Origin of the sequence: Ruegeria spongiae, assembly GCF_023502395.1 — a bacterium.
In the GTDB taxonomy this organism is placed as follows: domain Bacteria; phylum Pseudomonadota; class Alphaproteobacteria; order Rhodobacterales; family Rhodobacteraceae; genus Ruegeria_C; species Ruegeria_C spongiae.
The window spans coordinates 60,238-74,206 of the sequence record NZ_JAMFMB010000024.1 but is presented as its reverse complement, the minus strand read 5'-3'; the positions used below and the strand labels follow the sequence as shown (position 1 = coordinate 74,206).

General features: G+C 61.0%; 15 protein-coding genes. 10 read left to right on the top strand and 5 right to left on the bottom strand.

Annotation, left to right across the window (positions count from 1 at the left end; translation table 11 throughout):
• Window positions 1–230, top strand: a 230-nt coding sequence (locus tag M3P21_RS17010) for a hypothetical protein (RefSeq protein WP_249711820.1), incomplete at its 5' end; no start/stop codon positions are given.
• Window positions 231–447: 217 nt separating this feature from the next.
• On the opposite strand, the gene M3P21_RS17005 is transcribed toward M3P21_RS17010, so the two are convergent.
• Complete coding sequence (locus M3P21_RS17005; RefSeq protein ID WP_249711819.1) at window positions 448–1,467, bottom strand: adenosine deaminase; 1,020 nt, start codon at window positions 1,465–1,467, stop codon at window positions 448–450.
• Window positions 1,468–1,664: 197 nt separating this feature from the next.
• Between M3P21_RS17005 and iolG the strand changes: the two genes are divergently transcribed.
• Window positions 1,665–2,666, top strand: a complete 1,002-nt coding sequence (iolG, locus tag M3P21_RS17000; protein WP_249711817.1) for an inositol 2-dehydrogenase — start codon at window positions 1,665–1,667, stop codon at window positions 2,664–2,666.
• A gap of 42 nt (window positions 2,667–2,708) precedes the next feature.
• Window positions 2,709–3,536 carry a 5-deoxy-glucuronate isomerase gene (iolB, locus tag M3P21_RS16995; protein WP_249711815.1) on the top strand — a complete coding sequence of 276 codons (828 nt, stop codon included), beginning with the start codon at window positions 2,709–2,711 and terminating at the stop codon, window positions 3,534–3,536.
• A 45-nt stretch (window positions 3,537–3,581) separates the two neighbouring features.
• Here iolB and hpaR read toward each other — a convergent pair whose 3' ends face one another.
• Entirely contained in the window at window positions 3,582–4,010 is a 429-nt protein-coding gene (gene hpaR, locus M3P21_RS16990; protein WP_249711813.1) for a homoprotocatechuate degradation operon regulator HpaR, read from the bottom strand.
• 136 nt (window positions 4,011–4,146) lie between these two features.
• Between hpaR and M3P21_RS16985 the strand changes: the two genes are divergently transcribed.
• Complete coding sequence (locus M3P21_RS16985) at window positions 4,147–4,914, top strand: HpcH/HpaI aldolase family protein (protein WP_249711811.1); 768 nt, start codon at window positions 4,147–4,149, stop codon at window positions 4,912–4,914.
• On the opposite strand, the gene M3P21_RS16980 is transcribed toward M3P21_RS16985, so the two are convergent.
• The gene (locus M3P21_RS16980) at window positions 4,907–6,064 is read right to left on the bottom strand and encodes a DUF3095 domain-containing protein (RefSeq protein ID WP_249711809.1); all 1,158 of its coding nucleotides are present in this window, start codon (window positions 6,062–6,064) and stop codon (window positions 4,907–4,909) included. The two genes, M3P21_RS16985 and M3P21_RS16980, sit on opposite strands and share 8 nt — an antisense overlap.
• A gap of 154 nt (window positions 6,065–6,218) precedes the next feature.
• On the opposite strand from M3P21_RS16980, the gene M3P21_RS16975 reads away from it, so the two are divergent.
• The 6 genes from M3P21_RS16975 (at window position 6,219) to M3P21_RS16950 (ending at window position 11,199) form a co-directional block, all read left to right on the top strand.
• A complete protein-coding gene (locus M3P21_RS16975; RefSeq protein ID WP_249711822.1) occupies window positions 6,219–7,256 on the top strand; it encodes a glycosyltransferase family 4 protein in 1,038 nt (345 codons plus the stop codon).
• 110 nt (window positions 7,257–7,366) lie between these two features.
• Window positions 7,367–8,389, top strand: coding sequence for an aspartate-semialdehyde dehydrogenase (locus M3P21_RS16970; protein ID WP_249711807.1), 1,023 nt, complete (start codon window positions 7,367–7,369; stop codon window positions 8,387–8,389).
• Between the two features lie 333 nt (window positions 8,390–8,722).
• A complete protein-coding gene (locus tag M3P21_RS16965) occupies window positions 8,723–8,959 on the top strand; it encodes a hypothetical protein (protein WP_249711804.1) in 237 nt (78 codons plus the stop codon).
• A gap of 46 nt (window positions 8,960–9,005) precedes the next feature.
• Entirely contained in the window at window positions 9,006–9,185 is a 180-nt protein-coding gene (locus M3P21_RS16960) for a hypothetical protein (RefSeq protein WP_249711802.1), read from the top strand.
• A 49-nt stretch (window positions 9,186–9,234) separates the two neighbouring features.
• Window positions 9,235–9,426, top strand: coding sequence for a hypothetical protein (locus tag M3P21_RS16955; protein ID WP_249711800.1), 192 nt, complete (start codon window positions 9,235–9,237; stop codon window positions 9,424–9,426).
• Between the two features lie 132 nt (window positions 9,427–9,558).
• A complete protein-coding gene (locus tag M3P21_RS16950) occupies window positions 9,559–11,199 on the top strand; it encodes a DUF4139 domain-containing protein (protein ID WP_249711798.1) in 1,641 nt (546 codons plus the stop codon).
• Between the two features lie 45 nt (window positions 11,200–11,244).
• Here M3P21_RS16950 and phnY read toward each other — a convergent pair whose 3' ends face one another.
• Together phnY and phnA are read right to left on the bottom strand one after the other, a co-directional pair.
• Window positions 11,245–12,693: a phosphonoacetaldehyde dehydrogenase gene (gene phnY, locus M3P21_RS16945; protein WP_249711796.1), complete on the bottom strand. Its 1,449-nt coding sequence runs from the start codon at window positions 12,691–12,693 to the stop codon at window positions 11,245–11,247.
• Between the two features lie 15 nt (window positions 12,694–12,708).
• The gene (phnA, locus tag M3P21_RS16940) at window positions 12,709–13,953 is read right to left on the bottom strand and encodes a phosphonoacetate hydrolase (protein WP_249711794.1); all 1,245 of its coding nucleotides are present in this window, start codon (window positions 13,951–13,953) and stop codon (window positions 12,709–12,711) included.
• Between the last annotated feature and the right edge of the window lie 16 nt (window positions 13,954–13,969).

Here is a 13,969-nt window from a genome sequence, read left to right as displayed (position 1 = left end):
AAGACCAGAATAGAAGACCGATGCGCCAATCTCAGCGCTTCCGCCTCTCAAATCTTCGTCCGATGCCCCTGTCTTTCCAGAGCGTCTCACCGTCTTTCCAGTGTGTCCCCGGTGCCTCAGCAGCGCCGGTGAAGGGCGTTCTAAGCAAAGCGCACGGGCACCGCAAGAGGAAAAATCGGGATTCCGCAAAAATCCGGAAAAAAAGAACCACCTCGATTTTTATTGTTTAAAAACATATAATTGACCCCCTCCACCATAGACCAATACACCCAGAATCCGCTGCCGAACCGCTCTTTTGCAAGAAAATCCGCCCGGCGTGTTTCACGTAAATTCGAACGTCCCACCAGATATAGTAGATGCCCAAAAAGAAGCCACAACTCGCACCTGCCTGTCCGACTCGATTCCGGCAGCGACATCACCCCGCAAGTCTCACCTCCGAGCCTCGACTCAGCTCAGTCTGTCGATCTGGGCGTCGATCTTGTCCAGCTGCACCTGTTTTTCCGCGCCCGTCAGGAAAGACCCGGCAAAGGAGTTGCGGGCAAGCGTGACGATCTCGCCCTCGGTCAGTGACAGGTTGTCGTGCACTGCGCGGTAATTGTCATTCAGATAACCGCCAAAATAAGATGGATCGTCGGAGTTCACGGTGACGAGCAACCCGGCATCCAGCGCCTTCTTGACCGGGCTGGCGGCAAGGTCGGGAATGCCCTTCAGGCGCCAGTTCGAGATCGGGCACATGGTCAGCGGTGTCTGCTGCTCCGCGAGGCGCCGGATCAGCGCCGGATCGTCGAAAGCGCGATTGCCATGATCGACCCGCTCCACCTTCAGCACATCCAGCGCACCGCGCACATAGCTGGAATCGCCCTCCTCGCCCGCATGGGCGACGGGTACGAAATCTTCGCTGCGGGCGGCGGCAAAGACACGTTCGAACTTTTCAGGCGGATGTCCCCGTTCGGAACTGTCCAGCCCGACGCCAAAGATATGGTCCTTGTGTTTGCAGGCGCAGTCCAGCGCCTCAAACGCCTGGTCTTCAGGAAGATGACGCAGGAAACACATGATGAGTTTCGATGTGATTCCATATTCGCGCTTTGCCTGCTCAAGCGCCGAGGTGATGCCAGCCACCACGGTTTCGAATGCAACGCCGCGGTCGGTATGGGCCTGCGGATCAAAAAACATCTCGACATGGGTCAGCCCGTCCTGCTGCACACGCTCCAGATAGGCCCAGGTCAGGTCGTGGAAATCACGCTCGGTTTTCAGAACCGACATGCCCAGGTAATAGATGTCCAGAAAATCCTGCAGGCAGTCGAACTGATAGGCGTTGCGCACGTCCTCAACCGTGTCATAGGGCAGGCTGACCTTGTTGCGCTTGGCCAGTTCCAGCATCAGTTCGGGCTCCAGCGTGCCTTCGATATGCAGATGCAGTTCCGCTTTCGGAAGCGTGTCGATCAGGGCATTGGCTAGGTCGGTCATCGGAGCCTCCGGGTGCAATAAGGGTAGTGCGAGGATGAATCCGAAGTGATCCGCGGGCAAGAGCCGTGTTGCTTGGGTCAGCAAATTATCCTTCCCGCCTCACAGCGAACTTGCGATAGCCCCGCGTCGCTGACATCTTCGCGACAACGCAAAGCTCCGCCACAATGGCGCGGATCGCGGCCAGAAAGAGAGACGACATGACAGTGAGAATGGCGCTGCTTGGTGCAGGGCGGATCGGCAAGGTGCATGCCAAGGCAATTTCGGGCAACCGGGATGCGGTACTGGTGTCCGTGTCCGACCCGTTTCAGGATGCCGCCGACGCGGTGGCGGCCGAGTATGGTTGCGCGGTCCGCAGTATCGACGAGGTGGAAGCATCCAAAGACGTGGATGCGGTGGTGATCTGCACTCCGACCAACACCCATGCCGATCTGATCGAACGGTTTGCGCGGGCGGGAAAGGCGATCTTCTGCGAAAAACCGGTCGATCTGGATATTGCCCGCGTCCGGGCCTGCCTGGCCACGGTGGACGAGACCGGCGCCAATCTGATGCTGGGCTTCAACCGCCGCTTTGATCCGCATTTTGCAGCGGTCAAGACCGCGATCACCGAAGGTCGCATCGGTACTGTGGAACAGGTCACCATCACCTCGCGCGATCCCGGCCTGCCGCCGATGGAGTATATTGATGTCTCGGGCGGGATATTCCGTGACATGACAATCCACGATTTCGACATCGCCCGGTTCCTGCTGGATGAGGAAATCGAGACGGTTCAGGCGACCGGCTCGGTACTGGTTGACCCCGAGGTTGCCGCACATGGCGATTTCGACACCGCCATGATCATGCTGCGCACCGCCAGCGGCAAGCAATGCACGATCCTGAATTCGCGCCGCGCCTCTTATGGCTATGACCAGCGGATCGAGGTTCACGGGTCCAGCGGTATGGTCGCGGCAGAGAACCAGCGCCCGGTCTCGATCGAGATCGCCAACGATGCAGGCTATACCCGTCCGCCGCTGCATGATTTCTTCATGACACGCTATACCGAAGCCTATGCCGCCGAGATTTCCGGGTTCATCGCCACAATCCGCGATGGCGCACCGGTCTCGCCCTCGGGCGAAGACGGGTTGAAAGCGCTGGCACTGGCCGAGGCCGCGCTGAAATCCGTGGCCGAGGGCCGGGCCGTTCAGGTCTCCGAGATCGCCTGAGCGTGACCCTGACGCGCCGAGACAGTCCAAAAGGAACTTGCCATGAAAAGTGATCTGCTACGGAAACCATCCGGACCCTCGGGCAAGGTGCATGACATCACACCCGAAAGCGCTCGTGGCCCGCAGAGCCCCGATTGGGCCTATGTGGGCTTTGGCCTCTATCACCTGAAACCGGGAGAGACCGTATCCGAGGCGACCGGAGACCGGGAGGCCATTCTGGTTCTGGTCGAAGGCAAGGCGCAGATCTCCTGCGACGACCTTGATTTCGGAGAGATGGGAGGCCGAATGAACGTGTTTGAGAAAACGCCGCCTCATTGCGCCTATATCCCCGATGACAATCACTGGTCCGCAACCGCCACGACCGATTGCGTTCTGGCGGTCTGCACCGCGCCGGGTCACGGCACCCACGCAGCACAGCGGCTTGGCCCCGAGGGGATCACCCTGACCCCGCGCGGCAAGGGCCAGAACACCCGCCACATCAACAACATCGCGATGGAGGACCGGGACGTCGCCGGCAGCCTGCTGGTCACCGAGGTGTTCACGCCGGATGGCAACTGGTCCAGCTATCCCAGCCACCGCCATGACGAGGACAACTTTCCCGACATGACCTATCTGGAGGAAACCTATTACCACCGGCTCAATCCCGGTCAGGGCTTTGGCATCCAGCGGGTCTATACCGATGATAGCGCGCTCGACGAGACCATGGCGGTCAAGGATGGCGACGTGGTTCTAGTGCCTCGGGGGCATCATCCCTGCGGTGCGCCTTATGGGTACGAGATGTATTACCTGAACGTCATGGCCGGACCGTTGCGCAAGTGGCGTTTCGAAAACGACCCCGACCATAACTGGATTGCCGAGCGCGACGCCTGATAACCGCGCAAGGCAGCCGCGATCACTGGGGCCTGAAGTTTCGCGTCAGGAATCGTCGAGCTCGTTCAGCAGATCCAGCAGCGCCTCGTATTTCTCAGCGCCCAGTCGGGCGCGAGTTGCCTCGAGCAAGGCGATGCTTTTGTCGAGGTTATCGCTGATGATCTTCTCACCGTCGCGGGTAACGCCCACGATCTGACGGCGCCGGTCCGTGGGGTCGGTCTCGCGCTCGATCAGCCCCTTGCCTTCGAGGTTCTGCAAGATACGCGTCAGGCTGGGCAGCAGCAGGCAGGCCTGCGCCGCGATCCTCGTGGGGTCCTGTGGGCCATCCTCGTTCAGCACGCGCAGCACGCGCCATTGCTGTTCGGTAATCCCCACATCCGCCAGCATCGCGCGCACCGGTCCCATCACCTGCTCACGTGCCCGCAAAAGAGCGATCGGCAGGGAACGGGAGGTTCTTGGCAGAGTTCTGGTCATGACCCACTGTCACCCAAACCGTCAGGTGCCGCAACCGCAGAGGGGTAAGCATATGACGATAAAATGACAAATCGCTTGCATTCGGATTACTGGATCGCGTTTTGTCGGGGCGCTTGCGGCTGAGGGAGACGGGACGATGCCAGCACCAAAGAACATGTTCAAACAGGCTCTGAAAGACGGCAAACGCCAGATCGGCTGCTGGTTGAGCTTTGCCGAAGAGGTGACTGCCGAGGTGATGGGAACCGCCGGGTTCGACTGGCTGGTGATCGACGGCGAACATGCCGCCAATGACATCCGCTCGATCCGCGCGCAATTGATGGCGCTGGAGGCCAGCGTGTCGCATCCGGTGGTCCGCGTGCCCATCGGCGAGACCTGGATCATCAAGCAGGTGCTGGATGCCGGGGCGCAGACCGTGCTGGTCCCCATGGTCGACAGTGCCGAACAGGCGCGCGAGCTTGTCCGCGCCGTGACCTACCCGCCGGAAGGTACCCGCGGGGTCGGTGCCGCCGCGGCCCGTGCCACGCGATTTGGCGAGATCACCGATTACGTCAAAACCGCCGGAGATGAGATCTGCCTGCTGGTGCAGGTCGAAAGCCGCGCCGGCATTGCGGCGCTGGACGATATCCTGGCCGTCGAGGGCATCGACGGTGTCTTTATCGGCCCGGCGGATCTGTCGACCGACATGGGCCTGCATGGCAACAGCGCCGACCCCGAGGTGCGCGCCGTGATCGCCGATGCGATCGCCCGTATCGCGGCGTCTGGCAAAGCGCCGGGCTGTCTGGGGACAACCGACGAGGCGGTGCAGGCTTATCTGGACATGGGCACGCAATTCATGGCGGTGGGGCTGGACGTGGTTTTGCTGGCACAAGCGGCGCGCGCAAAGGCGCGGCAATGGCTCAGCTGATCGCGGATTTGATCTGCTCGGCGGCGCGGGCATAACCGCCCGAGGCTCCGTCGACCAGATGGATATGATCGTCGCGGATCACCGAAGGCACGAAACAGGTGGTCATCGCCTCGGCCTGCTCGAACAGGCCAAAGCGCAGGATGCCTTTGCCTTCGGCCTCTTCAAGGATCTGGCGCAGGCGCTGCGCCGTTGTCGCATCACAATCCAGCGTCATCTTCAGACCGTCATCGAACTTTCTGAAATCGGCATTGTTGGTGACCATATCGGCGTAATGCGCCGGATCGAACTCACCGGCTTTCAGGCCGGTCTTGAAGAAGAACCACGCGATCAGATTGCCAACCAGAAGCTCTGCCTTGCGCCGCAGCAGCGACCGGCCCGCGCGCGAGGCATGCGCCTCAAGCGCCAGACCGGGCGGCGGCCACCGCACACCGGGCCCGCCCGGTGGCAAGGGATGCCCGCCACGGCTGAGCGTTTCGACAACGGACACAATCCGGCTTGTGACGTTCGAGAAGTCCTGTGGCGCGACGTCCGGTCGCGGCTGGATCACCACAGACAGAATCATGCCATTGCGCGCGGGCGCATTGTTCCAGCGGCAGGACAACCCGGTCAGGTCCGGCAGCGCGCCCGGCTCGGCCAAGGGGGCCGCATTTACACCTAATTTCATCCGCGCCTCAGCCCAGGACAAGCCACCGCCGCCGAACATCGCATAATCCACCCCGGTCGAGGCCTGATAGCGCGCCACCCCAACCTCGTGCCCCGCCTCGCGGATCTCGGCGATCGGAAACTGTGCCGCGCGCAGTTCCAGCGCGAACTCTTCATCTGCCCACCGCCGCATGACGCCCAGCACATCACGGCTGGTTTCGGCAAATTCCGGCGGCACCGCAAAGCTCGCTCCGTCACCGCCAAAGACAAAGGGAAACGAATGGCCACCCCCCGCATTGATCTGCGACGAGATCACCGCCGCACCAACCATGTTCACCATCTTGTAGCGGCCTTCGGCGATGTGGCGGGTAGACCCGACGATATCCGCCGTGCCGATCACCCAACCGTCGGGCAAAGACGTATAGCTGGAGGCATGTGTCAGATCACCAAAGCGGCTGATCAGGGGAAGATCGTCATAAAAACCGCTATCTGAGGAAAGCTGATCCATGATCTGAACATACAACCGAATACCGTTGAAACACCCGTGGAAACCTGCTGGTGTCTTGAGATATACGGCAAACCACGCCACCCGGATCACATTTGCGGGTCAGACCGTTGGTGGGCAGCCCCCCGCCGCAGCGCCAGAGGATGAAAAGACACCGATGCAGGACCTGCGCGTCATCGCACCCAATCTCAAGCGCAGGCTGTCCGGTGTGACCACGACCGTGATCCGGCTGGTGCCGCTGCAAAGCCAATGGATCGGCATCGCCGCAACCGGGCCGGGCCTGCCGCCCGAGGTGCCGCATATCCCCCTGATCAAAGTGCCATTCCTGTCGCGCAGGCTGTCGCGCGTCTGGCACGCAAGGCGAAACACCGAAATGGTCATGGGGCTGTTTCTGAAACATGTCCTGCGCTGCAATTTCAAACTGCTCTTCACATCCGCCGCGCAGCGGGATCATTCCGGCTATACCAAATGGCTGATCTCGAAGATGGACGGGCTGATCGCAACCTCGCCCCAGGCGGCCTCGTTTCTTGAGCACCCGTCAAAGGTGATCATGCACGGCGTCAATACCGAGCTGTTTCACCCCACCGGGGACAAACCGGCGCTGCGCCGCGAATTGAATCTGCCCGACGGGTTGCTGATCGGCTGCTTCGGGCGGATCAGGCCGCAGAAAGGCGTCGATCTTCTGGTGGATGCAGCGGTTGAGCTGCTGCCGTCACGGCCCGATGTGCATATCGTCTTCACCGGGCGCGCCACGTCCGAGTTCGAAGCTTTCCAAGCCGAACAGGAACAGAAACTGGCCGCAGCGGGCATCGCTGACAGGGTGCGCTTTCTGGGCGAGCGCCCGTGGGACGAGATCGTCAAGACCTACCGCGCGCTTGATCTCTTTGTCGCCCCGGCCCGGCATGAAGGCTTTGGCCTGACCCCGCTCGAGGCGATGGCCTCTGGCGTGCCTGCGGTGGCCTGCCACGATGTTGGCGCCTTCAGCGCGCAGATTGTCGATGGAGAAACCGGACGCCTTGCCGAAAAGGACAACGCCCCTGCCCTGACCGAAGCCCTGCGTCAGATGATCGACGATCGCGCGGCGCTGGCAAACGCCGGAATTGCCGCACGCAAACATGTGGAATCAAACTTCGCCATCGAAGGCGAGGCGCGCGCCATCCTCGCGGTTTATCGCGCGTTGCTGGGCCCCTCGTGACCGCAAAGCGGCAGAAACCCTGCGCTACGTCGTCAATTCTCGCTATTGCCTCTTTTTTCTTGCGATGATCGCGGCTATGTAGCCGCGTCCTTAATCCAGGAGACAATAAGATGGGCTATCGCGTCGTTGTCGTCGGCGCCACAGGTAATGTGGGCCGCGAAATGCTGAACATTCTGGCTGAACGCCAGTTCCCCGTGGACGAACTTGCAGCACTTGCAAGCCGCCGTTCGCTGGGCACCGAAGTCAGCTTTGGCGACAAGACATTGACGACCCAGGACCTGGCCACCTTCGATTTCACCGGCTGGGACATGGCGCTGTTTGCAGTGGGTTCTGCCGCGACCAAGGATTTCGCGCCCAAGGCTGCTGCCGCCGGCTGCGTGGTGATCGACAACTCGTCGCTCTATCGCTACGACCCGGACATTCCGCTGATCGTGCCCGAGTGCAACCCGCAGGCCATCCACGGATATGCCAAGAAGAACATCATCGCCAACCCCAACTGCTCGACCGCGCAGATGGTCGTGGCGCTGAAACCGCTGCATGACCGCGCCAAGATCAAGCGCGTCGTCGTCTCGACCTATCAGTCGGTTTCCGGTGCGGGCAAGGACGGCATGGACGAGCTGTGGGATCAGACCAAGGCGGTTTACAACCCAACCTCTGAGCGTCCGCCCAAGACCTTCCAGAAGCAGATCGCCTTCAATGTCATTCCCCATATCGACACTTTCATGGAAGACGGGTCGACCAAGGAAGAATGGAAGATGGTCGCCGAAACCAAAAAGATCGTCGACACGGCGATCAAGGTCACCGCGACCTGCGTGCGGGTGCCGGTCTTTGTCGGCCATTCGGAAGCCGTGAACATCGAGTTCGAGGAATTCCTGGACGAAGACGAAGCCCGCGACATCCTGCGCGAAAGCCCCGGCATCATGGTGATCGACAAGCGCGAGCCCGGCGGGTACGTCACACCGGTGGAATGCGTCGGCGATTTCGCCACCTTCATCAGCCGCGTCCGTCAGGATTCGACCATTGAGAACGGGTTGAACCTGTGGTGCGTCAGCGACAACCTGCGCAAGGGCGCCGCCCTGAACGCCGTCCAGATCGCCGAATTGCTGGGCCGCGAGGTTCTCAAAAAGGGCTGAAACCCTTTGATTCAACTATCATTCTGAGACACCGCCCGGCCCCTCGCAAGCCGGGCGGTTTTTCTTTTTGCGCGATTTCGAAACGCAGCGAGGGTGCAACCCTTGCGCGATATTTCCCTCAGGTGATTCGAAAAAGGACATTAAGCGCACGCAAAATGATGCCAAGACATCTGAATCGTGGCATTCACGCGACCAGACTGCGAATAGAGAAGGTTAATTTCCCGTCAAAAGTGTGATTTACCACATTTCGGCCATAAAAAAGCACGATTCCGGGCAGATTTCGCCCGAAACATGAAACTCCCAACGATAAAAACCGAACAAAGGAGATGGCGGATGGCTCCCAACGCGCTCTCTCGTAGTACCGGTAAAGTTGCAGCGCGGGTTATGCGCATTCAGAATTCCACAGCGAACGACAGCCGCCAGCGGCTTCCGGATTTGACACAGTCCGAGCTCGAAAAGCTGTTCGATCAAGCCCACCGGCTGGAGCCCAACAAACACGCAAAACGCGATGAAACCCCGAGCAGTCCCGAACCGTCCGCGCAGGCCCTCACACCGAACCAACCGGACTGAGCCGCAACCAGATCGGGGCAGAACCCGATCCAAGGGGAACAAGACCATGACCAACGTAATCGCCCTCACCACCTCGACACCCAAAGCGCCGAAGACACCCCAGCCCCGCCAATCCGGCACCGTCGTCTCAATGGATGACTGGCGCGCCAGCCCGCACCCGGTGCGCACCCCCAATGGCGTGTTCTTCGTCACCAACATGTGGGGCCATTCAGGCGACGCCGCCTGACCCCGCCCAACCCGACACTTTCATCTTCGCCCCCAGCCAAGGAATGACCATGACCCAATCGCTTCTCGAAACCGCCCGCGCCAACCGCCTGTCCGCTCTTGCCCACCTGGAGCGCACACGTCAGGGCAAGACCCGCACCGAGAGTGTCCTGAGTTTCTCGGACCGCCGCGCCGAGCGGATGCCGCCGCTGGTCTTCACATCGTGCCGCGGCAAATCTACCGAAACCGCGCTGGCTGCCTGAGACCTGTTAGCCGATCAACAGCCCCCGGTGGTGGAAGGCAGCCGAAAGGTTGCCTTTCGCTTTTTTAGCGGTGCCCTTGCGCATTCCCGTACCGATTGCAAAGCTCAGCCCAAATTCCAACGAGGTTGAGCCATGCGTTTCGCGATTTCACTGATAGCCTTCATTTCCGCCCTGCCGGTCCAGGCCGAGGTCATCCCCGCCAGCAGCATGGTCACCGAGGTGACGATGCATCCCGACAGCGCGACGATCCTGCGCAAGGGCAGCGTCGAGATCCCGGCGGGCAAGCACCGCCTTGTCTTGCGCGGCGTGCCCGACAGCGCGTCCCGCGAAAGCCTGCGGGTCACCGTCAATGGTGTGCGCCAGATCGGCACGGTTATTCGCAACGATTTCACTCCGCCCCATGACGAAACCGCACCCGAGGTGAAAGCCGCCGAGGCCCGGATCGAACAGATCGAGCAGCGCATCCGAACGGTCCGAGACGATGCCGCGCAAGCCCGCGCAGCAGTTGCGGCCTCAGAGGTTTCGATCGAGTTCCTGCGCAAGCTGGGCGAAAATGACAGCATGGCCGAGGCTGGCGCCAGCGCCCTGCGCGACATTGCCCGCATGATCCGCGAAGAGGCGGGCGAGGCCAGCCAGGCCGCGCTCGACGCCGAGGTTCGCGCGAGAGCGATCGAAGAGGCCCTGAAAGATCTCAACGAAGAACTGGCGGAGGCGCAGCAAGCCCTTGCCGCAATCGCGCTGGAGGACGCCGACAGGCTCTATATCGCCGTCGAGGTCAGCGCGACCGAACCTGTGACATCGGACCTGACCCTCAGCTATCTGGTCAATTATGAAACCTCCTGGGTCCCGACCTATGACTTCAACCTGCTCACCGGCGATGATCCCCGTGTCGAGATCAAACGCAGTGCAATGGTGCGTCAGGAAACCGGTGAAAACTGGACGGATGTCACACTGCACCTGTCGACGACCGAGGCCACAGGCCAGATCGGCGCCAGAACGCTATTCCCGCACCTACGGCGCATCGAAGAACCCAGACCGATTCTGAAACAACGGGAACTTTCGGCTGCCGCGCCAATGGCGCTGGAAGCGGATGCCGGCAGTCTGGCAGAACCGGTTGTCGAGCCTCCGCTCATCACCGAAGAGGTAATGTGGTCCGAAAGCAACCTGATCCTCACCTATGGCGAACCGGTCTCGATTGCCTCCGGCGCGGATGTACTGAAGCTCCAACTCGACAGCTTCGCCGAAGAGGCGGATGTTCAGGCCGTGGCGGTTCCGATTCATGACGAAACCGCCTATCGGGTGGCCTCGATGGTCAACTCCTCGGGGCGTGAATTGATCCCCAGCAGCTTTGCCACCCATTACGTGGATGGCCAGTTGGTGGGGTTCGAGGCGTTCGACGGCCTGACCTCGGGCCAGGAGGCGGATATCGGTTTCGGCCCGATTGAAGGGCTGCGGTTGACGCGGGATATTCTGGATCAGAGCGAGGGCGACCGGGGCATTCTGACCCGCTCGAACCAGCGCGGGGACAGGGTGGAAATCGAGGTGGAAAACCTGACCGAAGAGGATTGGCCGCTACGGCTGCTGGACCGCGTGCCCTATTCGCAGCAGGACGATCTGGAGATCGAGTGGGTCGCGCGTCCGAAACCCTCCGAGATGAATGTCGACAAACAGCGCGGCATTCTTGCCTGGGATCTGACCCTGGCACCGGGGCAAAGCCAGACCATTCAGCTGGACACGACGCTGAGCTGGCCGGAAGACATGGTTCTACGCTGATCAGAGACACATGAGGGCCGCGCGCAGACGGCCCTCAATTGTGGTTCAGCGCGGCCAGGGCAGCGAATAGGTCTTCACATTGGTGAAGAACTTCATCGCTTCGATGACGCCTTCCTTGACGCCGTTGCCGCTGTCCTTGATGCCGCCAAAGGGTGACATTTCGATCCGGTAGCCAGGTTGTTCCCAGATGTTGCAGGTGCCCACATCCAGCCCGTTGACGAAGGCAATCGCGCGGTTCAGGTCGTTGGTGCAGACGCCCGAAGACAGGCCAAACTCGGTCGAATTGGAAATCCGCATCACCTCTTCGTCGTCATCCGGCACCCGCACGATGGGCACGATAGGGCCAAAGGTTTCCTCCATCACCAGCTCGCTGTCATGGGGCACCTTGTCGACCACGATCGGTGGCAGCAGCGCGCCGTCGCGACCGGGGTGATAGAGGATCTCGGCCCCGCCCTTTTCGGCCATATAGACCCGCTTTTCGAACAGTTCCGCCGCCTGCGCGTGGATCACGCAGCCCAGTTGCGTGTCGGGGTCCTGCGGGTCACCGAACTTTATGGCACGCGCCTTTTCCAGCACCAGCGGAACGAAGCGATCCGCAACGCTTTCCTGCACCAGAATGCGCTTCACGGCGGTGCAGCGCTGGCCGGAATTGCCGGTGGCACCTGCGACCGCAATGGTCGCCGCTTTGTCCAGATCGGCATCGTTGAGGTCATTCAGAACGATCAGCGGGTCGTTGCCGCCCAGTTCCAGCGCCTGCCGCTTGTAACCCGCCTTTTCGGCTATGATCTTGCCGACCGGCACCCCGCCGGTGAAGGTGATGATGTCGATATTGTCATTGGTGATCATCTCGTCGCCGATATCGCCGGGCCATCCGGTCACCACCTGAAACATCTCAGGCGGCAGCCCCGCCTCATAGAGGATATCGGCCAGCGCCAGACAGGTCAGCGGCGTCAACTCGGTTGGTTTGCAGACCATGCAATTATTGGTGGCAATCGCTGGCGCGATCTTGTGGCTGACCATGTTGAGCGGGTGGTTGAACGGCGTGATCGCCGAGATTGCCCGCACCGGCTCGCGGGTGGTGAAAATCTTGCGATCCTTGCCGTTACGGGTCAGATCGCAGGAGAAGATCTCGCCATCGTCATGCATCGCCTGCGCGGCGGCGAATTGATAGACATCCTGCGCGCGCTTGGTCTCGTAGATCGCGTGCTGGTGGCAGATGCCCAGTTCCAGCGTCAGCCATTTCGCCAGATAGTCGCGCTTCTCGCCGATCAGCTCGCCCGCACGCTTGAGGATTTCACTGCGCTCATAACGGCTGAGTGTCGGCTTGTAATTCGCGGCAATCTCGAAGGCGCGCCGTGCATGTTCGGCCGTACCTGCCGGAACCGTGCCGACCACCTCATCCGTGTAGGGATAATGGACCGGCACCACGTCGTCGGTGAATACCACCTCACCGCCGATGCGCATGCCTTCGTTGCGAATATCACCCTTGTTCATTGTGCCATCCATCCTTCAAAGCGCCGCCGCTGTGGTTGCATAGAAAAACGCATCGAAATTGCGCAGCTCGGGCTGTGACGGCAGGTCGATCACCCGGTTCACGATAAACGGTACCTCCTGCTCTGTCAGACCACCATGGCTGCGCAGAGGCTCCTTGAGCGCGGCCAGATCATGGCGGTGTTCCGAGGTGCCGATGCAGATGTTCTCGCCCGAGACCATGACCACGTCGCCGATCCGGTCACCGGGCAGTTCGAAACGCGCCATCGCCTCTTCCTTGCTCAGCACGTCCGTGATGCCATCGGTGGCCTGCAGCTTTGCCATGAGGTCCGCCCGGTCGGCACCCTCGGGCAGGTACGCGGTGGCAAAAGAGCCCAGCGCGCCGTGATGCACCACGTAAGGGTCGGTGATCGGCAGGATGACACGCGCGGCGTCCTTGCCCAGCCAGTCGTCCATCAGGTCCTGCACATAGACCACATTGGGCGAGCCATCGGCATGATGCTTGGGCTTCATGCCGTGATCGGCGGTCACCACGATGGCGGCGCCCAATGCGTCCAACTCGCCAAGGTAGCGGTCGAACATGGCGTAGAAATCCAGCGCGCCCTGCTGCTCGGGGGCAAACTTGTGCTGGATATAATCCGTGGTCGAAAGATACATGACATCCGGTTTGAACTCTTTCAGCAGCTTGACGCCCGCGGCAAAGACAAACTCGGACAGTTCGGCCGAATAGACCTCGGGGACGTCCATGCCCAGCCAAGCGCTTGCCTTGTCAATACCATGCTCGGCCTCGGTGGTCTCACCGGAGCGTTCCGAGGAAAACGCGACCGCCCGGCCCTCGTCGAACTTCAGCCCGGCACCCAGAAGCGCGCGCAGCTTGTCCTTGGCGGTGACCATGGCCACGCGACAACCGGCCTCATAGAATTGCGAAAAGATGGTCGGCGCGCGCAGGAACCGCACATCATTCATCATCACCTCTTCACCGCTGTCCGGATCAATCAGGTAATTGCCGCAGATCCCGTGGACACTCGGCGGACGCCCGGTGGCAATCGACAGGTTGTTGGGGTTGGTGAACGAGGGGATCACCGAATGCGCCAACCGGTCGGTGCCGGTCTCGCGCATCCGCTTGAGATTGGGCATCAGCCCCTTCGCAATCGCAACGTCCAGATATTCCGGCTCGCAGCCATCCAGACAGATGGCGATGGCGGGCACTTTGGGCATCGGGTAGACGCGCTCGTTGGCCTCAACTGGGGTGTGCAGGGTCATGTCGGTTCCTTTGTCA

Excerpts from the sequence above, each read along its gene's own strand:
- M3P21_RS16950 (WP_249711798.1), top strand. The coding sequence starts at position 9,559 with ATGCGTTTCGCGATTTCACTGATAGCCTTCATTTCCGCCCTGCCGGTC.
- hpaR (WP_249711813.1), bottom strand. The coding sequence starts at position 4,010 with ATGACCAGAACTCTGCCAAGAACCTCCCGTTCCCTGCCGATCGCTCTT.
- M3P21_RS16985 (WP_249711811.1), top strand. The coding sequence starts at position 4,147 with ATGCCAGCACCAAAGAACATGTTCAAACAGGCTCTGAAAGACGGCAAA.
- phnA (WP_249711794.1), bottom strand. The coding sequence starts at position 13,953 with ATGACCCTGCACACCCCAGTTGAGGCCAACGAGCGCGTCTACCCGATG.
- iolB (WP_249711815.1), top strand. The coding sequence starts at position 2,709 with ATGAAAAGTGATCTGCTACGGAAACCATCCGGACCCTCGGGCAAGGTG.
- M3P21_RS16960 (WP_249711802.1), top strand. The coding sequence starts at position 9,006 with ATGACCAACGTAATCGCCCTCACCACCTCGACACCCAAAGCGCCGAAG.
- M3P21_RS17005 (WP_249711819.1), bottom strand. The coding sequence starts at position 1,467 with ATGACCGACCTAGCCAATGCCCTGATCGACACGCTTCCGAAAGCGGAA.
- phnY (WP_249711796.1), bottom strand. The coding sequence starts at position 12,693 with ATGAACAAGGGTGATATTCGCAACGAAGGCATGCGCATCGGCGGTGAG.
- M3P21_RS16955 (WP_249711800.1), top strand. The coding sequence starts at position 9,235 with ATGACCCAATCGCTTCTCGAAACCGCCCGCGCCAACCGCCTGTCCGCT.
- M3P21_RS16970 (WP_249711807.1), top strand. The coding sequence starts at position 7,367 with ATGGGCTATCGCGTCGTTGTCGTCGGCGCCACAGGTAATGTGGGCCGC.
- M3P21_RS16975 (WP_249711822.1), top strand. The coding sequence starts at position 6,219 with ATGCAGGACCTGCGCGTCATCGCACCCAATCTCAAGCGCAGGCTGTCC.
- M3P21_RS16980 (WP_249711809.1), bottom strand. The coding sequence starts at position 6,064 with ATGGATCAGCTTTCCTCAGATAGCGGTTTTTATGACGATCTTCCCCTG.
- iolG (WP_249711817.1), top strand. The coding sequence starts at position 1,665 with ATGACAGTGAGAATGGCGCTGCTTGGTGCAGGGCGGATCGGCAAGGTG.
- M3P21_RS16965 (WP_249711804.1), top strand. The coding sequence starts at position 8,723 with ATGGCTCCCAACGCGCTCTCTCGTAGTACCGGTAAAGTTGCAGCGCGG.